Source organism: Rhodocyclaceae bacterium, from assembly GCA_020248265.1.
GTDB lineage: Bacteria > Pseudomonadota > Gammaproteobacteria > Burkholderiales > CAIKXV01 > CAIKXV01.
Window position 1 is genome coordinate 396,279 of sequence record JADCHX010000002.1, and the last position, 20,295, is coordinate 416,573.

General features: G+C 67.2%; 19 protein-coding genes. 6 read left to right on the forward strand and 13 right to left on the reverse strand.

The features are described 5' to 3' along the window. Positions 1-43 precede the first annotated feature (43 nt). The 3 genes from ING98_02675 (at position 44) to ING98_02685 (ending at position 4,804) form a co-directional block, all read left to right on the forward strand. The gene (locus ING98_02675; protein MCA3100752.1) at positions 44-1,216 is read left to right on the forward strand and encodes a carotenoid 1,2-hydratase; all 1,173 of its coding nucleotides are present in this window, start codon (positions 44-46) and stop codon (positions 1,214-1,216) included. A 136-nt stretch (positions 1,217-1,352) separates the two neighbouring features. After that, positions 1,353-3,710 (forward strand): xanthine dehydrogenase family protein molybdopterin-binding subunit, encoded by a 2,358-nt coding sequence (locus ING98_02680; GenBank protein MCA3100753.1) that lies wholly within the window; start codon positions 1,353-1,355, stop codon positions 3,708-3,710. 83 nt (positions 3,711-3,793) lie between these two features. Next, entirely contained in the window at positions 3,794-4,804 is a 1,011-nt protein-coding gene (locus ING98_02685) for an ABC transporter substrate-binding protein (GenBank protein MCA3100754.1), read from the forward strand. Between the two features lie 25 nt (positions 4,805-4,829). On the opposite strand, the gene ING98_02690 is transcribed toward ING98_02685, so the two are convergent. The 13 genes from ING98_02690 to ING98_02750 form a co-directional block, all read right to left on the reverse strand. Continuing rightward, positions 4,830-5,780, reverse strand: a complete 951-nt coding sequence (locus ING98_02690) for an N-carbamoyl-D-amino-acid hydrolase (protein ID MCA3100755.1) — start codon at positions 5,778-5,780, stop codon at positions 4,830-4,832. Positions 5,781-5,832: 52 nt separating this feature from the next. Next, positions 5,833-7,065: an amidohydrolase family protein gene (locus ING98_02695; GenBank protein MCA3100756.1), complete on the reverse strand. Its 1,233-nt coding sequence runs from the start codon at positions 7,063-7,065 to the stop codon at positions 5,833-5,835. A 12-nt stretch (positions 7,066-7,077) separates the two neighbouring features. Further along, the gene (locus tag ING98_02700) at positions 7,078-8,049 is read right to left on the reverse strand and encodes an ABC transporter substrate-binding protein (protein MCA3100757.1); all 972 of its coding nucleotides are present in this window, start codon (positions 8,047-8,049) and stop codon (positions 7,078-7,080) included. Between the two features lie 64 nt (positions 8,050-8,113). After that, complete coding sequence (locus ING98_02705; protein MCA3100758.1) at positions 8,114-9,100, reverse strand: tripartite tricarboxylate transporter substrate binding protein; 987 nt, start codon at positions 9,098-9,100, stop codon at positions 8,114-8,116. Positions 9,101-9,161: 61 nt separating this feature from the next. Then, complete coding sequence (locus tag ING98_02710; protein MCA3100759.1) at positions 9,162-9,545, reverse strand: PaaI family thioesterase; 384 nt, start codon at positions 9,543-9,545, stop codon at positions 9,162-9,164. Positions 9,546-9,914: 369 nt separating this feature from the next. After that, complete coding sequence (locus ING98_02715) at positions 9,915-10,265, reverse strand: hypothetical protein (GenBank protein MCA3100760.1); 351 nt, start codon at positions 10,263-10,265, stop codon at positions 9,915-9,917. After that, positions 10,262-10,699 carry a phage holin family protein gene (locus tag ING98_02720; protein MCA3100761.1) on the reverse strand — a complete coding sequence of 146 codons (438 nt, stop codon included), beginning with the start codon at positions 10,697-10,699 and terminating at the stop codon, positions 10,262-10,264. The genes ING98_02715 and ING98_02720 overlap by 4 nt, the downstream gene beginning before the upstream one ends. 19 nt (positions 10,700-10,718) lie before the next feature. Continuing rightward, positions 10,719-11,021 (reverse strand): DUF883 domain-containing protein, encoded by a 303-nt coding sequence (locus tag ING98_02725; protein ID MCA3100762.1) that lies wholly within the window; start codon positions 11,019-11,021, stop codon positions 10,719-10,721. A gap of 108 nt (positions 11,022-11,129) precedes the next feature. Next, complete coding sequence (locus tag ING98_02730; protein ID MCA3100763.1) at positions 11,130-12,068, reverse strand: dimethyl sulfoxide reductase anchor subunit; 939 nt, start codon at positions 12,066-12,068, stop codon at positions 11,130-11,132. A gap of 1 nt (position 12,069) precedes the next feature. Further along, the gene (locus tag ING98_02735) at positions 12,070-12,831 is read right to left on the reverse strand and encodes a 4Fe-4S dicluster domain-containing protein (GenBank protein MCA3100764.1); all 762 of its coding nucleotides are present in this window, start codon (positions 12,829-12,831) and stop codon (positions 12,070-12,072) included. Beyond that, positions 12,828-15,707 carry a molybdopterin oxidoreductase family protein gene (locus ING98_02740; GenBank protein ID MCA3100765.1) on the reverse strand — a complete coding sequence of 960 codons (2,880 nt, stop codon included), beginning with the start codon at positions 15,705-15,707 and terminating at the stop codon, positions 12,828-12,830. Before ING98_02740 ends, ING98_02735 begins: the two co-directional genes overlap by 4 nt. A 301-nt stretch (positions 15,708-16,008) precedes the next feature. Further along, entirely contained in the window at positions 16,009-16,866 is an 858-nt protein-coding gene (locus ING98_02745) for an isocitrate lyase/phosphoenolpyruvate mutase family protein (protein MCA3100766.1), read from the reverse strand. A gap of 27 nt (positions 16,867-16,893) precedes the next feature. Then, positions 16,894-17,481 (reverse strand): TIGR00730 family Rossman fold protein, encoded by a 588-nt coding sequence (locus ING98_02750; protein MCA3100767.1) that lies wholly within the window; start codon positions 17,479-17,481, stop codon positions 16,894-16,896. A gap of 245 nt (positions 17,482-17,726) precedes the next feature. On the opposite strand from ING98_02750, the gene ING98_02755 reads away from it, so the two are divergent. From ING98_02755 to ING98_02765, 3 genes are read left to right on the forward strand one after another with little or no spacing between them, the layout of a single operon-like run. Continuing rightward, the gene (locus ING98_02755; protein ID MCA3100768.1) at positions 17,727-18,299 is read left to right on the forward strand and encodes a LemA family protein; all 573 of its coding nucleotides are present in this window, start codon (positions 17,727-17,729) and stop codon (positions 18,297-18,299) included. Between the two features lie 43 nt (positions 18,300-18,342). Further along, on the forward strand, positions 18,343-19,269 hold the full coding sequence (locus tag ING98_02760; GenBank protein MCA3100769.1) for a hypothetical protein: 927 nt from the start codon (positions 18,343-18,345) through the stop codon (positions 19,267-19,269). 56 nt (positions 19,270-19,325) lie between these two features. Then, the gene (locus ING98_02765) at positions 19,326-20,270 is read left to right on the forward strand and encodes an alpha/beta hydrolase (GenBank protein ID MCA3100770.1); all 945 of its coding nucleotides are present in this window, start codon (positions 19,326-19,328) and stop codon (positions 20,268-20,270) included. Positions 20,271-20,295 lie beyond the last annotated feature (25 nt).

The window sequence follows — 20,295 nt, forward strand, 5'->3', positions numbered from 1 at the left end:
TGCGACGATCCGCAGGAAGAACGCCGGCGAACGAGGTTGCGCGATGAACGGTTTCGGCGCGCGCCGGCGCATGCTGGCGGCACTGGCTGCGCTGCCCTCGCTGCCTGCGGCGGGACAATACATGGCACGGCCACCCGACGACGCGCCGGGGCAGGTGCGCTATCCCACCGTGCGTCGCGGCGTGCCACTGGTCTTCCCGCGCGACTTCGGCGCGCATCCCGAGTACCGCACCGAGTGGTGGTACGCCACCGGATGGCTGCAGGTGCAGGGCGCGGTCCATGCGAAGGCTCCACCGCTCGGCTTCCAGATAACCTTCTTCCGGTCACGGCCGCAGGTCGACACCCGCAACCCGAGCCGCTTCGCGGCGCGCGAACTGGTGCTGGCGCACATCGGCCTGTCGGACGAACGGCAGCGCTCGCTCGTGCATGACCAGCGCACCGCGCGCGCCGGCTTCGCCCTCGCAGGCAGCAGCAGCACGGATACCGACGTGTGGATCGACGACTGGCGCTTCTCGCGCCGCCCCGCAGGCGCGGGCGCCAGCCGCTACATCGCGTCGATCCCGGGCAACCGGCTCGGCTTCGAACTGCAGCTCGACAGCACTCAGCCGCTGCTGCTGCATGGCGAGGCCGGCTTCAGCCAGAAGGGTCCGCTGGAGCGTCAGGCGAGCTACTACTACACCCAGCCCCACCTCGCTGTGTCCGGGCGCGTCGTGCACGATTCGACCGCGCTGGAAGTGACCGGAGGGGCGTGGCTCGACCACGAGTGGTCGAGCGAGATCCTGGCCGATGGCGCGACCGGCTGGGACTGGATCGGCATCAACCTGGACGACGGCGGCGCACTGATGGCATTCCGTATCCGCGATCGAAGCGGCAGGACCGTGTACGCGAGCGGCACCTGGCGCAGCCGCGCGGACGGCACGGCGCCGCGACTGCGTACCTTCGGCCCGCGTTCGGTCGTGTTCGAGCCGCAACGCACCTGGCGCTCGGCGCGCACCGGCGCTACCTGGCCGGTCGGCATGCGCGTCACCGTCGGCGCTGGCAGCCCCGATGCCCTGATCCTCGACCTGGACGCGATGTTCGACGACCAGGAACTCGACGCCCGCTCCAGCACCGGCATCGTCTACTGGGAGGGGGCCGTCACGGCCCGCCAGCAGGGCCGCCCCATCGGCCGCGGCTATCTCGAACTCACCGGATACCACACCGCCGTCATCCTCTGACCAAGACCCGAGTCAGACCCTGGGGTCAGACCCTGGGGTCAGACCCCGGGGTCTGACCCCAGGGTCTGACCCGGATCATCGGCGCGCGGTATATTCAGTTCCGGCATCCGCCCTGACATTGCTCAACCTGACATCGATGAACGATCCGAAACCGCTGATCCTCCCGAATTCCGAACGGGGCCTGGCGGTTGGCCAGGGAGTGGAGCGCGTGGAGGATGAGCGCCTGCTGCGGGGCCAGGGCGCGTTCGTGGACGACGTCCGCCTGCCCGAGGCGCTGCACGCGGTGATCCTGCGCAGCTCCGTCGCGCATGGACGGGTGCTCGGCGTCGACGGCTCGGCTGCGCGCGCGATGCCGGGCGTGCGCGCGGTGTTCACGGCACAGGATGTGATCACGGTGCTCGGCACGCTACCGCTGATCCCGATGCGCCTTGATCACCTGCCGGTGTTCGACCCGTTCCAGCAGCCGGTGGTTGCGTACGACCGGGTGCGCTATGTAGGTGAACCGCTGGCGATCATCGTCGCGGACACTGCGGCACTGGCCGAGGACGCGCTGGAGGCGATGTCCTTCGACATCGAATCGCTGCCGGCCGTGGTCGATGGCACCCTGATGGCGAAGGACGACACCCTGCTGTTCGACGATTCAGGCAGCAACCTCGCCGCACGCGTATGGGCCGAACGCGGCGACATCGATGCCGCCTTCGCGAATGCGCCCTACGTCAGGCGCGAACACTTCAAGGTGCACCGGCACGCAGCCTTGCCGATGGAGACGCGTGGCGTGCTCGCACACCAGGATCCATCCACCGGCCGTCTGGTGGTGCATGGCGCGAGCAAGGTGCCATTCGCCAACAGGCGCATCCTCGCTTCTCTGCTGTCACTGCCCGAATCCGAGATCGACATGCTCGAGGGCGACACCGGCGGCTCTTTCGGTACCCGCGGCGAGTTCTACCCGGAAGACTTCCTGGTGCCGTTCGCCGCGACGCGCCTCGGCAAGCCGGTGAAGTGGATCGAGGACCGGCGCGAACACCTGCTCGCCTGCAACCATGCACGCGACGTCGACTGCGAGCTCGAACTGGCCTGCACGCGCGACGGCCGCCTGCTCGGCCTGCGCGGCAAGGTGGCCACCGACGTCGGCGCCTACATCCGAACCAATGCGATCGCGCCCTCGCGCAACGTGGTGCAGCTGTCGACCGGCCCGTACCGCATCCCGGACGTCGACATGCGCCTGTCGATCCAGCTCACCAACAAGACCCCGGTCGGCACCTACCGCGGCCCTGGTCGCTGCGAGACCGATTTCTTCCGCGAGCGCATGTTCGACATCGTCGCCGACGATCTCGGCATCGACCGCATCGAATTCCGCCGGCGCAACCTGCTCACGCGCGCGGAGATCGAAGCTCCGTGGAAGTTCGCCACGCTGCAGCCGTACAACGCGGACAGCTTCACCGACAGCGGCGACTACCACGAGACCCTGGACCGCTGCCTCGCGGAGTTCGACTGGGCCGGCAAGTCGGCCCTCAACGGCAAGCTGGTCGACGGACGCCATCACGGCATCGCGGTCGGCTGCTATGTCGAGGGCGGCGCCTCCGGCCCGCGCGAAGGTGCGCGGCTGGTGCTGGAGGATGACGGCCGCGTCGCCGTATACACCGGCTCGTCCGCGAATGGCCAGGGCCTTGCGACCGTGCTCACCCAGATCGCCGCCGATGCGCTGGAACGCCCGATGTCGGCGATCAGCGCCATCCACCATGGCTCCACCACCGGCGTGAAGGAAGGCTTCGGCAGCTACAGCTCGCGCAGCTCGGTGATGGGCGGATCGGCGATCGTCACGGTGGCGAAGCTGCTGCGCGAGAGAATCCTCGCGGCCGCTGCAGAAGAACTCGACTGCACGGTCGACGATGTCGCGCTGATCGGTGGCGACCGTATCGTCGCCCGCGACGGCCGCGCGCTGTCGCTCGCCGAACTGGCACAGGCCCGCGCGAAGCACGGCGGCCTGTCCGCCGAAGGCAGCTTCGCCAGCTCGAAGCGCACCTACAGCTACGGCGCCCATGCAGCTCACGTGTCGGTCGATGCGCGCACCGGCCATGTGGAACTGGTCGACTATGTCGCGGTCGAGGACGTCGGCCGCATCATCAACCCGAACACGCTGCATGGCCAGGCCATGGGCGCGGTGGTGCAGGGGCTCGGCGGCGTGTTCCTCGAGCATCTGGTCTACGACGACCAGGGCCAGCTCCTCACCGGCTCGCTCGCCGACTACCTGATGCCGGTGGCCGACTCGTTCCCGTGCATCCGCGCGTTCGCGCTGGAGAACCATCCGTCGCCGCACAACCCGCTCGGCGCCAAGGGCGCTGGCGAAGGCGGCATCATCCCGGTCGCAGGGGTCGTCGCGAACGCGGTGTCGGCGGCCCTGTCCACGCTGGGCGTGAGCCCGCGCGAGCTGCCGCTGTCGCCGTCGAAGCTGTGGCACATGATCGACGCAGCCCGGCAGCGCGCCGCCGCCTGACCAGTACTCAGGCCCGTACCCAGACCCGCATCCAGACCCAACCTGCCGCAACCTCGCCTCACAGACAACCAGGAGTCCGCCGCATGAGCGAAGCCCCCAACCCGCAGGTCACGCACCCCAACAAGGGCGGCATCCCGATCACCCTCGCCTGCGCGCTGTACGACCGGATGCAGGCGCTGTACACCGGCGAAGTGAAGGCCGAGGGCATCGAACTCACCTTCCGCGTCGAGGACTTCCCGCGCAAGCTGTTCGACCACGCCATGGCCGAAAAGTCGTTCGACGTCTGCGAGATGTCGTCGTCCGATTTCATCACACGCTACGTGGACGGCACCAACCCCTTCGTCGCGCTGCCGGTCTTCCCGTCGAAGATGTTCCGCCACGGCAACATCGTGATCAACGCGAAGTCCGGCATCAGGACGCCGAAGGACCTCGAAGGCAAGCGTGTCGGCGTGATGCGCCACACGATGACCGCTGCGGTCTGGATCCGCGGCCACCTGCAGAACGACTACGGCGTCGACCTGAAGTCGATCAAGTGGCTCGAAGGCTCGATCAACACCCCTGGCATGCACGGCGTGCCGACCATCCACCCGCCCGGCTGGGACATCACCGTCAACCAGACAGGGAAGTCGCTGAGCCAGCTGATCGACGCCGGCGAGCTCGACGCCACCATCGGCACCCATCTGCCCGACTCGCGCAAGACCAACCCGGACGTTCAGCGCATCTTCCCGAACTTCCGCGAAGTCGAGCGCGATTATTACAGGAAGACCGGTATCTTCCCGGTGATGCACCTGATCGCGATCAAGCGCGAGGTGTACGAGAAGAACCCGTCCATCGCGAAGAGCCTGTACGACGCGTTCGAGAAGTCGAAGCGCGCGGCGCTGGTCCGGATGCGCAACTACTCGGCGCTGCGCTACATGATCCCCTGGCTGCCGGACGAGATCGACGAGATGGAACGCGTGTTCGGCGACGACCAGTGGAGCTACGGCGTCGAAGCGAACCGGTCGACCTTCGAGACCATGATGAAGTTCATGGTGCAGCAGGACATGCTGAAGAAGGCGCCGTCGGTGGAGGAGCTGTTCGTGAAGGTGGATTGAGGGCGGCGGCGGGGACGCCCCCCGCTCACGGCCCCTGCGCCGGCGTCACCTCCGCCCCCACCCGCTCGACGATCAGCCGGTAGTGCTCCGGCCGCCGGTGCGCGGCGAAGTTGAACATCGTCTTCTTCAGGTCGTTGGCAAGGTCGATGTCGGCGTTGAAACAGACCACCTCGTCCTCCTCGCTCACCGACTTGGCGACGATCTCGCCGGTCGGGGCGACGATCAGCGAATGGCCGAACATGCGGTTGCCGTCCTCGAAACCGCACTTGGCGGTCTCGACCAGCCAGGTGGCGTTCTGGAATGCCATCGACTGCGCCATGATCAGGTGGTGGTGCACGCGCAGCGCCGGCGGCTCAGGGTAGTGAAGGTTCTCGCTCGGCGTGTTGAAGCCGAGCGAAACGATCTCCGCGCCCTGCAGCGCGAGCACGCGGAATGCCTCGGGCCAGCGCCGGTCGTTGCAGATCAGCATGCCGGCGATCATGTCCATGAACTTCCAGACGCGAAAACCCAGGTTGCCGACCTCGAAATACTTCTTCTCCAGGTGCTGGAACGCCGCTTCGGGCTTGTGCTCGGCATGGCCGGGCAGGTGGATCTTGCGGTACTTGCCGGCGATGCGCCCGTCCGGGCCGACCAGGATCGCGGTGTTGTAGCGATGCACGACGCCATCCTCGACGATGCGCTCGGCGTAGCCGAGGTAGAAGCCGATGCCGAGCTTCTTCGCCTCGTCGAACAGCGGCTGGGTCTCCGGCGAGGGCATCGTGAACTCGTAGAACCGGCGGTCGACCTCGTCCTGGTCCTCGAACCAGTAACGCGGAAAGAAGGTGGTGAACGCAAGTTCCGGGAACACGACATAGCGCGCGCCCATCGCGTGCGCATCGCGCAGCAGCTTGACCAGCCGCGCGGTGGCAGTGACGCGCGTATCGACCAGGTGGAGCGGGCCGAGCTGGGCCGCCGCGATCTTCAGGTGTCGAGCCATGTCATTCCCTGGATGTCGTTGCTGATGGATTCCAAGAAGGAAGCGGGTGCGCTCAGGAGCGCTGGAGCACGGGCAGTTCGCGCTGGAACAAGCGGCGCCCGCGCTTGAAGCCGGCCAGCGGCAGCGCCGCCTTCGCGATCACGTCGCCCGGCGTATCCTCGCCCCAGACCACCAGGTCGGCATCGTTGCCGACGGCGATGCCATAGCGCGGAAGGCGCAACGCCCGCGCCGCACGATCGGTGATCATCTCGAAGCAGGTCGCCAGGTCCTTCGGACCATGGCGCTGCACCACGTTCGCATACAGGTTCACGATGCGGGTAAGCGAACAGTCGCCCAGCGGCGTGAACGGGTTCAACACGTTGTTGGTGGAGAGCGTGCAGTTGGCGCCCTGTTCGATCAACGTGTTGGCATCGGTCACGCCACGGATCACGCTGTGCGCCATGTGCCGGCCGGCGTTGAACAGGTCGGTGGCCGGCAGAACCGCCAGCGACACGCCCGCCTCGCCCAGCCGGCGGCCGATCGCCTTCTGTTGCGCGACCGGCATGCAGGAATACTTCGATCCGTGCCCGAAGGCCACCCTGCCCTGCCAGCCGATGGCCTCGGTGAGGTCGCACACCTGCGGATAGTCGAGGCTGCCGGTCTCGTAGCCGCCATCGAGGTGGAAGTCGACGTCGATGTCGTACCGCTTCGCGAGTTCGAACACCCGGCGCACCTGCCCTGGACCATCCTTGTCGTAGCGGATGCCGCCACCTACCACCGGCGCGCCGCGATCGAGGCAGGACACCAGGTTCTCGTCTGCGCCGGCCACGCCGGTCCAGCCTTCCTGCAGGAACACGCAGGACTGGATGTCGATCGCCCAGGCGTAGTCCTTCTTCAGTTGCTCGATTGCCTCGAAGCCGAGCAGCCCGACGTTCGGATCGACCTCGACCTGGGTACGCATGTGGGTCACGCCGTGCAGCAGGCTCTGTTCCAGCGTGCGTCGCGCGCGGTCGTAGATGTCTTCCGCGGTGAACGTATGCTTGATCGACGCGGTGCGCTCCATGTGGTCGCGCTTCATCCGGTCGGGCTGCATCGGCACCCGGTCGACGATCAAGGCCTTGTCGAGGTGGAAATGGCTCTCGACCAGGCCGGGTGACACGAGGTGCCCTCCCGCGTCGTGCACCGGGCCCTCGGACTGCAGCCGAGGCTGGACGGCGACGATCCGGCCGTCATCCACGCCGATGTCAACCAGCGGATCACCCGGCCCGGCGGCAGTGAGCCTGGCGTTCCGGATGATCAGGTCCACGGTGATTGCTTCCTAGATCTTGAACAGGTCGAGCACCGACGGGCAGAACAGCTCTTCCGGCGCGACCTTGCGTGCCGACAGGCCCTGCTCGAAGTGGTAGCGGGTGAAGGTCTCGAGCACATGGTGGTTCGGCTCCAGGCCGTAGCTCCAGTAGTTCTCGCCCATCAGCTGCTTCGCCTTGTGGAACTCGGACACGCCCCAGGGCAGGCTCACGAACAGGTGGCCGATCTGCCCGAGCTCGTACAGCGACAGCTCGCGCGCCTGCAGGAAGGCCTTGAACACGCTGACCGGCAGCCAGGGATGCTTCTCGACCAGCGACTTGCGGATACCGATGATATGCATCGTCGGGAAGATCTTCGTGCGGCGGAAGTAGTCTTCCTCGGTGGTGCGGTAGTCCGGGAACAGCCGCGCGACATTCTTCGCGCCGCGCTCGAAGCACGACGGCGCGCGCGCGCTGATCATCGCGTCGATCTCGCCCGCCTCGAGCATGCCGGACAGGGTCTTGCCATCCGGCACCTGCTGCAGGTCCACGTCCGGCGGCAGCTTGATCGGCGCGCGCTCGAGCCGCCCCGGATCTTCAACGCCGCCGCGACGCCAGTGGATCGACGATGGCTTCACGCCGAAGTCGTCCTCGAGGATGCCGCGGATCCACACATTGGCGGTGATCTGGTACTCGGGGAGCCCGACCGTCTTGCCTGCGAGGTCCTGCGGCTTGTCGATGCCGCGGTCGGTGCGGATGTACACGCCCGAGTGGCGGAACAGGCGAGACACGAAGGCCGGGATGCCGACGTACGCGTTGCTACCGCGGGAGGTCATCATCGTGTGGCTGGAGATCGACAACTCGGAGATGTCGAACTCCTGGAAGCCGAATGCGCGATGGAAGGCCTCCTCCGGCTCGATGTTCACCGCGGCCACGTCACAGCCCTCGATCTGCACCCGGCCGTCGAACAACCCACGCGTGCGATCGTAGTCGCAGACACCCATGCTTACCTGAAGCTTGCCCACTGAATCTTCTCCTGTCCCTGTTGCCGTGTATTGTCCGAACCGTCTACTCCGTCGCCTTGATCCCGAACGCCTTCACCGCCTTCGACCAGCGCGCCACCTCGGCGCCGAGGAACCTGCCGAACGCTTCCGGCGACACCGGATTCAGGTCGTAGCCACGCTCGCGCAGCACGGTCGCGGCAGGGCCGCTGCCCGACAGGATGCCGTTGATCGTGGCATTGAGCTTCGTCACCACCGGTCGCGGCGTGCCGGCCGGGGCCAGCATGCCGAACCAGCCGCGGATGTCGGTGCCCTTGAAGCCCGACTCGTCCAGTGTCGGGGTGTCGGGCGCCTGCACGAAGCGCCTGTTCGACGTCACCGCGAGCAGCCGCAGCTTGCCCGCCTTCACCTGCGGCAGCGCGGCGCCGGGACCGGTGAACGTGGTCTGCACCTCGTTGCCGAGGTTGGCCGCCATCAGCGGCCCGGTGCCCCGATAGGGCACGTGGGTCATGTCGAGCTTCGCAGTCGAGTAGAACAGCGCCTGGGACACGTGCGAGATCGCCGAGCCGGAACCGTAGTTGTACTTGCCCGGGCTCGCCTGGACCAGCTTCACGAAGTCGACCATGGTCTTCGCCGGCACCGACGGGTGGAGCGTGATCAGGTAGGGCTGCTCGACCAGGATGGCGATCGGCGCGAAGTCTTTCATCACGTCGAACGGCGGCGGCGAGATCAGCGCAGGCGAGATCACCGTCGCGGCATCGACGATGGTGAGGGTGTAGCCGTCATTGATCGCGCGCGCGCCGATCTGGGTGCCGACCACGCCCTGCGCCCCTGCGCGGTTGTCGATCAGCACCTGCTGGCCGAGCTGCTCGGACAGCTGCGGGGCGATCGCCCGCATCACGAAATCAGTGCCGCCACCGGGCGGGAACGGCACGATCACGCGCAGCGGCTTGACGGGATAATCGGGGGCGGCGGCTGCAAATGCACTGGCGGCCAGGAAGGCGGACAGGCAGCAGGCGCCCGCGTGTCGCGCAAGGGGGCTCTGCAGTTTCATGCAAGATTCTCCGTTACTGGAATGCCTTGGCGGGACAGCGGAATATAACCTGCCCATGGCGTCATCGGACTACCGCGGGCGGCAGCACGATCTGCGTCTGCGTGACGAGCGCGACCAGCTTGCCGTCCTCGTTCGTGATGCGCGTCTGCCAGACGTTGGTGCTACGCCCGACGTGCAACGGCGTCGACTCGGCCAGCAGCACCGGCGGCTGCCCGGCGGCGAAGAAATTGGTCTTCGACTCCAGCGTCGTCGTACGCCAGCCTGGCTCCAGGTTCATCACCGTGCCTGCCGCGCCGAGCAGGTCGGCAAAGGCCATCAGCACACCGCCATTGACCCGCTGGCCGCGGTTCATGTGGGTCGGGCGGATCGGCAGCCGCGCCGTGATCTTCGTGCGCGAGGCCGATTCGAGCAGCACTCCGAGCCGCCGGGCCGGCTGCCCGGCCATGATCAGCTGCACGCCATCGATGCCGTTCTTCCGGAACGGAGGCGCCTTCGCGACCGCCGCCGGTTTCGCGCGTTGTCCAGCGCCGGGCTTCGCCGCCGTCTTGATCACTGCCTTCGCCGCGCCCCTGCCCGCTGGTGCCTTCGCCACCGCTTTCCTGCCTGCAGCCATCTCGTCCCTGCTCCTCGTCGATCTACGTGGGCTTCACTTTTCGCAGCCGCGGACGATACCGCGTCGGTGACTTGTCTGGCGAGACCCCGTACCGCCCGGCTTGACGCGCAACCGATGGCCGGTCTCGAATGACTCACCCTCCCAGTGACCCGCTCGCGCACGACACGTCGGCGTCGATCGACACGACATTTCGCCGCCCTCTCAGCGGCGGCCGCGCAAGCCCCGGTACATGTCGAGGAACCGGGGCAGCAGCGCCCAGACCAGGCGCGCACGCGGCGCGCGCAGCGCGCGCCAGGCCGCCCATAGTCGCAACCCGACTCGCGCCAGGGTGACCACCCCGCGTGGCCGCACCAGAACGATCGCTACCAGCGCAGCCACCCAGGCGGCCGGATTGACCTTCAGCCAGCGTACGCCGCCGACGACCCGATCGAACAGCCGCAGCGGACCCTCGAGCCTGCGCACGCTGGCGGCAATCGCGTCGCGCTGCCCGTCGGCACGCACACGCAGCCGCTCGCGCCGCAGCGACAGCGCCAGCAACTGCTCGCCGATCATCGCGGTGTGGCCGCGCCGCTGCGGTCGGCGTCCGGGGCGCCGGCGGACAGCGCCTCGCGGTCGCGTGCGAGCGTCTCGAGCGTGGCCGCGAACAGGCTGGGCGCCAACCGTACATGGCGACGGGCGAGCAATGCGCATCCGCCGCCGGCGAGCAGGAAGAACGCGCTGAGCAGCGCGACCGCAAGGACAGGGCTGCGATCCCAGAATGCCACGATGATCAGCAGCGCGAGCAGCACCGTGCCGGTGAACAGGCAGAACAGCGCCACGATGCCATAAAGCGCGATCGCGGCAAGACGCCATCCGGCCTCCTGGGCATCGACCGACAGCAGTTGCAGCCGGGTCTGGAGGGCCGCGACTGCGTTGCCGGCAAGGTCGCGCAGCGACTGCAGGACACCCGGGGGCGTCTCGCCACCACCACCGGCCGGATCAGTCACGATACGGACCGGGTTGCGTTCAGCGGCGGGCGATCAGCAGCCCGATGATCATGCCGACGGCAGCGCCCACGCCGACAGCCGTCCAGGGCTTGTCGTGCACGAAATCATCGGTCGCACGTGCAGCCTGCTTGGTCTTGTCCACGACCAGCGCCTCCGCATCGCGCAGAGCGAGGCGCGCAGAGCGCAGCGAATCTTCCGCCTTGGCGCGCACTTCGCCGATCTTGTCGCCCGCCTGTCCGGCAGTGGCCTTCACCAGGGCTTCAGCATCGGAAACGACGGTCTTGAGGTCGACGATGAGCTTTTCGCGGTTTACGTCATTCATGGAGATCTCCGCAGGGTTGAGCGAGTCGTCAGGAGGGAAGTCAATCTACCGCAAATGCAAGCCGCGGTGCAATTCGCCTTTGGCGCAGTCCCGGCCGGGAAGCGCCCATCAGGAAATCGTCTGGTAGTAGAGGTTCTGCGGATGGTTGGCCTGTGCGAAGAAGAACCAGCGCTCTGCGAGCAGGCCGATGTACTGAACCGCGAAAGCCACTGCAAGCACCGCCGTCGCCCCGCTCGCAGCCCCCAGCCACAGCAGGGCTGCGGGCAGCGGAAACGCGAGCAGCAGGAATGCCCACTTGACCGACCGCAGGAAGGTCCGCGTGCGTCCATGGACGAATTCGCGCGTATTGAACGAACCACCGATCGCGCCCTGCGAGGTCTGCCGCACCTTCGGATGCTTCATGCCGATCGCCGACTGTACGGTGGACTTCGGTCGCAGGCGGGCATTGCGCGCCAGCATCGCTGCACGCACCACCAGCGCGACCGTGGTCAGACCGATCGCCCAGGTGGCCAGCACCTCGGTGTAGCCCGGTGCCAGCAACGAGGACAGCAGCGTCGCGAACGTGCTGCCGGACGCACAGCCGAGCAGGAAGTAGTTGAGCAGCGTCAGCGGCGACGCCCATTCCTGCAGGAAGCGCAGGCACGCATAGATCATCCCCGTGCAGACGAACAGCGCGATGCAGGCCACCACGGCGACCAGACCGAACAGGTCCGACCACAGGGAACCGGTCGCATAGGACACACCGTAGGCCGCGACGCTTGCGAGGAAGGCCGGCAGCACGATCACCTCGCGCGACAGCCAGGAGGTACGCCACATCGTGGCTGCACGCCAGGCACGCTCCGGACGGCCGAGGTGCCAGAACGAGGCAAGCAGCCCGAGCGCGCAGAGCAGCACCGACAGCGTGCAGCCGACGATGATGAACGACGGCATCGGCAGTTCCGACAGCCCGAGGCGCGACAGAACGTCGATCGAGTACACCGCGAGGAACAATCCCTGCGCGACGCCGATCAGCGTGGTGAGGAAGATCACCGAGAAGGCCGGATGCATGTCAGCGCCCTCCCCCGGCCGATGCCGACGTCGGATCGGCGGCGGCCTGTGCCTCGGCGATCAGCGCCGCCAGCGTGCCCGGGATGCGGCCGTCGACGTTCAGCGGCGAATCGATCCGGCTGACCTGGTCGGCGTCGACCACCACCGTACCTTTGTGACGCGGCAGGTAGTGGTTGGCCGGCTCGGTACCCCATTCGGGCATCAGGGCATAGCCACCACGCTCGCGGATCGCACGCGACACTTCCGAGTCGGCGTCATGGATGTCGCCGAACAGCCGCGCGCTGGTCGGGCAGGCCACCACGCAGGCGGGCTTGCGCTGCGCCTCCGGGATCGCCTGGTCGTAGATGCGGTCGACGCACAGGGTGCACTTCTTCATCACCTGCTGCTTCTCGTCGATCTCGCGCGCGCCGTACGGACAGGCCCAGGCGCAGTACTTGCAACCGATGCACTTGTCGTAGTCGACCAGCACGATGCCGTCTTCCTTGCGCTTGTACGACGCGCCGGTCGGGCACACCGGCACGCAGGGCGGGTCTTCGCAGTGCAGGCAGGACTTCGGGAAATGGACGGTCTCGGTGCAAGGGAACTCGCCGACTTCGTAGGTCTGCACCCGATTGAAGAAGGTGCCGGTCGGATCCTTGTCGTAAGGGTTCTCGTCGCTCAGGAAACCGGCAACGCCGGAGGTGTTCCATTCCTTGCAACTGGTGACGCAGGCCTGGCAGCCGACGCAGACGTTCAGGTCGATGACCAATGCAAGCTGGGTCAACGCGTTTCTCCCTTCTTCAGTTCACGACCCACAGCGGTCATTTCGGTAGCCAGGCCCTTGCCCGCGAAGAACGCCTGCCAGCCGCGGCGGGCCGACCCGGTGCCCGGCAGCGCCGGCATCGCCGCGAACTGCGGGAAGGTTTCCTCGGGGTCACCCGCATCGGCCTTGCTGATGCGCACATGCACGTCGTACCAGCCGGCCTGACCGGTGATCGGGTCCGAGTTCGACAGGCGCGCACCCGAGGCATCGGCCGGGAGTTCCTCGGAAATCAGGTGGTTCAGCAGGAAACCCTTCTGCGACTCGTTGGCTTCCGGGCCGAGATTCCAGGCGCCCTTCGCCTTGCCGATCGCATTCCACGTCCAGACCGTGCCCGGCTCGACGGCTTCGGTGTAGCGACACAGGCAGCGCACCTTGCCGTGCATGGATTCGACCCAGATCCAGTCGTCGTCGGCGATGCCCGCCGCCTTCGCCGTCACCGGATTCACCATCAGGTAGTTGTGGCCGTGGATCTGGCGCAGCCAGGCGTTCTGAGAATCCCACGAGTGGTACATCGCCATCGGCCGCTGCGTGACCGCGTTGAGCGGGTAGCGCTCGCGGTCGGTCGCCTGCGCCTCCAGCGGCGCATACCAGAACGGCAGCGGATCGAAATAGGTCTCGACGCGCTCGCGAAGCCGCTCCGGCGGGCGCCGGGTGCCAGGCCCCTTGCCCTGGGCAGCGAGCCGGAACTTCTGCAGCACTTCGCAGTAGAGCTGGATCACGACCGGGTCGGCATGCAGGCGCAGCTTGTTCTTCACCGCCCAGTCGTTGTAGCCCTGGTTCCAGTTGCGCATGTACTGGTGTTCCGGCGGCATCGCGTAGTGGAACACGCAGTTGTTCTTCTCGTACATCTCCCACTGCGCCGGGTTCGGCTCGCCGACCAGCGCCTTGTCGCCATCCGGGCCGCGATAGCCGGCGAGGAAGCCCACGCCGGAATCGGGCGCGGTCTGGAAGTTGATCACGAAGTCCTTGTAGTCCTTGAACTTGCGCGACCCGTCGGCAGCGGTGAACGCCGGGAACTTCAGGCGCGAGGCCAGTTCGACCACCACGTCCTGGAATGGCTTGCAGTCGCCTTTCGGGGGCACCACCGGCACACGCACCGAATCGCAGGGACCGTCGAACTCGGAGATCGGCCGATCGAGCAGCGACATCGCATCGTAGCGCTCGAGATAGGTGGTATCCGGCAGCACCAGGTCGGCATAGGCGCACATCTCGGACTGGAACGCATCGCACACGATGATGAACGGGATCTTGTACTGCCCGTCGGGGTCCTTGTCGTTGAGCATCTTCCGGACTTCGGAGGTGTTCATCGACGAGTTCCAGGCCATGTTGGCCATGAACATCAGCAGCGTATCGATGCGGTACGGATCTCCGCGCCAGGCATTGGTGATCACGTTGTGCATCATCCCGTGCACCGCCAGCGGATGCTCCCAGGAGAACGCCTTGTCGATGCGTACCGGCCTGCCCTCGGCATCGATGAACAGGTCGTCGGGCCCGGCCGGGAAGCCGAGTGGTGCACCGCCCAGCGGCGTGTCCGGCTTGACCATGTCGGGCGAGTTCGGCACGCGCGCGATCACCGGCGGTGTACCGCGCGGGTACGGCGCCTTGTGCCGGAAGCCACCCGGGCGGTCGATGGTGCCGAGCAGGGTCATCAGGATGGACAGCGCGCGGATGGTCTGGAAGCCGTTGGAGTGCGCAGCCAGGCCGCGCATCGCATGGAAGGCGACCGGGTTGCCGGTGACGCGGTCGTGCTTCTTCCCCCAGGAGTCGGTCCAGGCGATCGGCAGCTCGATGCGGTGGTCGCGGGCCATCACGCCCAGTTCGGTCGCCAGCCGGCGGATGGTCTCGGCCGGGATGCCGGTGATGCCGGCCGCCCATTCCGGCGTGTTCTCGACCAGCCGCTCGGCGAGCAGCTGGAAGGCCGGTTTCACCGGCGTGCCGTCGTGCAGCCGGAAGCTGCCGAACAGCTGCGGGTCGCTGTCTCCGGCGTGGTTGATCACCGGCTTCCCGGTGTGGCGGTCCCACCAGAGCTGGTTGTGCTGGCGGAACGGATTCATGTGGGCCAGGCCCTCGCCGCCCACCGTCATGCCATGCGAATCGCTGGCCGGATCGATGTTCACCAGGTAACCGGCATTCGAATAGCGCGCAACGAAATCCCTGTCGTACAGCCCGAGCCGGATCAGTTCATGGCAAAGCGCGAGCATCAGCGCGCCATCGGTGCCCGGACGGATCGGGATCCATTCGTCGGCGATCGCCGAATAGCCGGTGCGCACCGGGTTGACCGAGATGAACTTGCCACCGTCGCGCTTGAACTTCGACAGCGCCATCTTCAGCGGGTTCGAGTGGTGGTCTTCGGCAGTGCCGATCATCACGAACAGCTTCGCCCGGTCGAGATCCGGCCCGCCGAACTCCCAGAACGATCCGCCGATGGTGTAGATCATGCCGGCGGCCATGTTCACCGAGCAGAAGCCGCCATGCGCTGCGTAGTTCGGCGTGCCGAACTGCCGCGCAAACAGGCCGGTCAGTGCCTGCATCTGGTCGCGGCCGGTGAACAGCGCGAACTGCTTCGGGTCGGTCGAGCGGATCTTCCCCAGTCGCTCGGTCATCAGGTCGAACGCCTGGTCCCATGAGATGACCTCGAACGCGGCCGCGCCGCGTTCCGAACCCGGCTTGCGCAGCAGCGGCCGGGTCAGCCGCGCCGGCGAATACTGTTTCATGATGCCCGAGGCGCCCTTCGCGCATATCACCCCCTTGTTCAGCGGGTGGTCCGGGTTGCCCTCGATGTAGCGCACCTCGTCGTTGCGCAACGTCACCCGGATGCCGCAGCGGCAGGCGCACATGTAGCAGGTGGTGTTCCTGGTGCGGACCGTCGCGCCGGGCTGTCCTTCGCGTTCGGCGGGGCTGTCCTGCTGAAGCTTGAGCGGCGGCGGTGCGGCTGTATCCAAGGCGGTCTCCGGAGGCGGCTGCGGCGCACGGGGACTGGCGGCGCATCGCAACCCCTGATGCTACCGGGCGGCGCGGGGCAGCGTGCTCAGTATCGCTTATGGGGGCATAAGGGCGCCGATGTCCGATCGGCGGCAGCACGCCGGCCGCCCGACGCAAACGTGGCGCCTGCCGCCGCCACTGAACGGTCGCGCCGGCTCAGCGCAGGAATGCCTTCTGCCAGCCCTTGTAGTCAGCCACCCGGGTGACCGCGTCCATCTGTTCGACGGTCGCAATCTTCGATCTGAGTTCGGCCGGGGCGCCACCGCCGATCAGGTGGGTGTACACCTCGGTCAGCGTCTTTACCACCGCGGCGGTCGGATGGTGACCCTGCAGCAGCACTCGCCCGCCGTTGGCCGCGAATTGCTCGCGCGTGATCGTGGCCGGAGCCGACCCGATGATCACCGGCAGTTGCGTGGCGGCTCGAATGGCAGCCAGCTGGTCAAGACTCTCGAGGCCGACCACGAACACGCAATCGACGCCGGCTTCGGCATAGGCCTTCAGCCGCGCGATCGCGCCATCGATTCCCTCGCCGCGGATCGCGGAGGTCCGGCCCGCGATCACCAGCGCGGGATCACGGCGCGCGGCGAGCGCAGCCTTCATCTTGCCGACGCCCTCGGCGATGGAGATGAAGCGCTCGCCGCTGGCACCGAACGGCGTCGGCAGTTCGGTGTCCTCGATGGAAAGGCAGGACACGCCCGCGTGCTCGCACTCCTCCACCGTGCGCATCACGTTCAGCGCATTGCCGTAACCGTGGTCGGCGTCGACGATCAGCGACAGCTCGCTGGCGCGCTGGATGCGGCGGATCTGGTCGGCGAACTCGGTCAGCGTGAGCACGATCAGGTCCGGCGCGGCCAGCGTGGTGTTCGACGCAACCGACCCCGCCAGGATGCCCAGATCGTAGCCGACCGACTGCGCGATGCGCGCGGACAGTCCGTCGAACACGCTCGCTGGCGACTTGCACTCGTGGCCGTTCAGGATCGCCCGCAGGCGCTGCCGTTGTTCGGTTGCGGTCATCATGGTCGCGCCCCCCGTTTCGCTCGTTCAGGTCGACTGGCGGTCGAGCCACTTGTTCACGACCGGCATGTTGAAGGTTTCCAGCTGGTCGAGCAGCCTCGCCGGCTCGGTGTCGGTCAGCACCATTCCACGATGCCCGGCGTGCACGAAGCCCTGCACGACACAGTGATCGAGAAAGGCAAGCAACTGGTCGTAGTACCCGGCCACGTTAAGAAGCCCGCACGGCTTCGAGTGGTACCCGAGCTGGGACCAGGTCAGCACCTCGAAGAATTCCTCGAAGGTGCCGATGCCGCCGGGCAACGCGATGAACGCATCCGACAACTCGGCCATCATTGCCTTGCGCTCGTGCATCGACTCGACCACGTGCAGTTCGGTGAGGCCGGTATGGGCGACTTCCTTCTCGACCAGCCGGCGCGGCGTGACGCCGATCACCCGGCCACCGGCGGCCATCGCCGCATCGCCGATCACGCCCATCAGGCCGACACGGCCGCCGCCGTACACGAGCGTACAGTCCGCCGCGACGATCTCGCGCGCAAGGCTCTCGGCCGCCGCCCGGTACTCGGGCAGCAGGCCCGGATTGGATCCGCAGAACACGCATACCGCTTTCACGTCGATTCTCCTCCGGCGTCGGTGCGCGGCGGGCGCGGGCCGTTCCCGGCACGACCGCCTTTCCGGGACTTTACCGCACGGCGCAGCTTCTCGAACGATTCGATGGGACTGCAGCGCGTGCATGCCGCAGAAATGACTTGTACAGTACCTTCTGCCGTACCCGCACAGTCACTCGCACGTTCCCTGCCTTCAGCGCCGCAGGTGTCCGTGCAGGCAGTGCGCTCCGCCACCGACCTCTACCGGATATCCCGATGACCCTCGCACTCGTAATCCTGCTGGCGATCGCCCTCCTGGTCGGCGTGTACTTCGTGATGGTCTACAACGCGCTGGTCCAGGTGAAGCACAACGTATCGAAGGCCTGGGCGAACATAGAGGTGCTGCTGAAGCAGCGGCATGACGAACTTCCCAAGCTGATCGAGACCTGCAGGCAGTACATGAAGTTCGAGCAGGACACCCTGCAACGGGTGATCGAAGCGCGCGGCCGCGTGCATGCAGCCACGCAGTCGCAGGACGTCGCTGCGCTCGGTCCGGCCGAGGGCGCGCTGCGCATGGGCCTGGGCAACCTGTTCGCGCTGGCCGAGTCCTATCCCGACCTGAAAGCCAACGCGAGCTTCCAGCAACTGCAGAGCCGCATCAGCGCGCTCGAGGATTCGATCGCCGACCGGCGCGAGTTCTACAACGAAAGCGTGAATATCAACAACGTGCGCATCGAGCAGGTGCCGGACGTCTTCGTCGCGCGGCTGTTCGGCTTCACCCCGTTCAAGCTGCTGGAATTCACGGCTGACGAGACGCACGATGTCGACGTGAAGCAGTTGTTCAGCTGAGCCGGCGGCATCCGCAGAGCGGGGACGGAGACGGAGACACGCCGTGAGCTTGCAAGGCGCCTCGCCGTCGCGGGCCGGTCCTCGGGGACGGTTCGCCTGGGCCAACTGGACCACCTCGTTCGCCCATGTCAGCCTCCTGGGCATCGCGATCGAGTCCGAGAGCCGTACCGTGGCCGGCGTCTGCCTGCTGGTGATCGCCGCGATCAGTCTGCTGGCATGGGCCGGCAACTACCGGCGCTGGCGGTTCATCGTCGACACACCCACGTCGCGTATCGACTCCGCCGCGCAGGGATACGTCGAACTTGCGGGTGCTGCACGCTGGCCGGGCGACACGCCACTGACCAGCGAACTGGCGGGGGTCCCCTGCTGCTGGTACTGGTTCAAGATCGAGCGGCAGGATGCCAGGGACCACTGGACTCAGGAGCGCGATGGCGAGAGCTTCGTGCCCTTCGTACTCGACGACGGCAGCGGCCAGTGCGTCGTCCATCCGGCGGAGGCGGAGGTGCACTCGCACCGCCGCAAGACCTGGATCGAAGGCGACCGTCGGTTCACGGAAGTGACGATCCTGCCCGATGACCGCCTGTATGCGATCGGCGCCTTCTCGACCCACCAGCCGCTGGACGGCGAGGCAGCCGTACGCGCCGCGATCGCAGCGCTGATCGTGAAGTGGAAGAGCGATCCGCCGGCGCTGCTCGAGCGTTTCGATCTCGACCGCGACGGCACGATCGACATGGACGAGTGGCAGCTCGCCCGCCAGCAGGCGCGGCGCGAGGTCGAGCGCGAGCGCGAGGGGCGTCCACTGCCGCCGCCGGCGGTGCATATGATGCGCGCCCCGCAGGACGGCCGCCTGTTCATGCTGTCAAACCTCGACCCGGAAGCCCTGGGCCGACGCTATCTGCACTGGAAGTGGTTACATCTGTGCGCGTTCCTGGCCAGCCTCGGGATCGGCTGCTGGCTGCTGCTGCACTAGTTGCGCGATTCATGGTCGAATCGCGGGTGCTTCCAGCCTGCGCCACCATGCCACACATGCCGCCCCCGGGTAGCCCGGATACCGCGGGTACTTCGCTCGCCTCTCCCCGCCTCGCCTCGCTCACCGGCTTCTCCGCCGCCGGCTTTCACCGGATGGCCTATGCCGAATGGGGAGACCCCGACAATCCACGGGTGGTGGTGTGCGCGCACGGGCTGACCCGCAACGGCCGCGACTTCGACTGGCTGGCGAGGCGCCTGGCACCGGCCGCGCGCGTCGTGTGTCCGGACATCGTCGGGCGCGGTGCGAGCGACTGGCTGCCGGAGGCGGCACTCTACGGCTATCCCCAGTACCTCGCCGACATGAACGCGCTGCTCGCGCGCATCGCCGCTCCACCGTCGCGCGCAGGCCGGCCACTCACGATCGACTGGGTCGGCACCTCGATGGGCGGGCTTATCGGCATGATGCTCGCCGCCGCGCCCGGCTCGCCGATCCGGCGCCTGGTGATGAACGATGTCGGGCCGGTGCTCGCCCGCGAGGGACTGACCCGGATCGGCGGTTACGTCGGCGGGGATCCGCGCTTCGACACGGTCGAAGCGTTCCGCGCGTGGTACGTCAGCCTGATGCAGCCGTGGGGCGCGTCCACCCCTGCACTGCCGGATGACCGCCTGCAACACCTGGTCGCCCATGGCATGCGCCAGTGCGCGGACGAGGCCGGGCGCATCACCTTCGCGCCCGCCTACGATCCGGCGATCGCGGCCGGCTTCCGTGGCAAGGTGTTCGAGCGCGACGTCACGCTCTGGCCGATATGGGACAAGGTGTCGATCCCGGTGCTGGTCCTGCGCGGGGGCGACTCCGAACTGCTGCGCGAAGACACCGCACGCGCAATGGTCGACGGCCACGCGGAGCGCAGCCTGCTGACCTTCGCCGGCATCGGCCACGCGCCGGCGCTGGCCAGCGACGACCAGATCGAATCGGTCGCCCGGTTCCTGCTGGACGACTGACACGGCGCGCCCTGCCTGTCCGCGC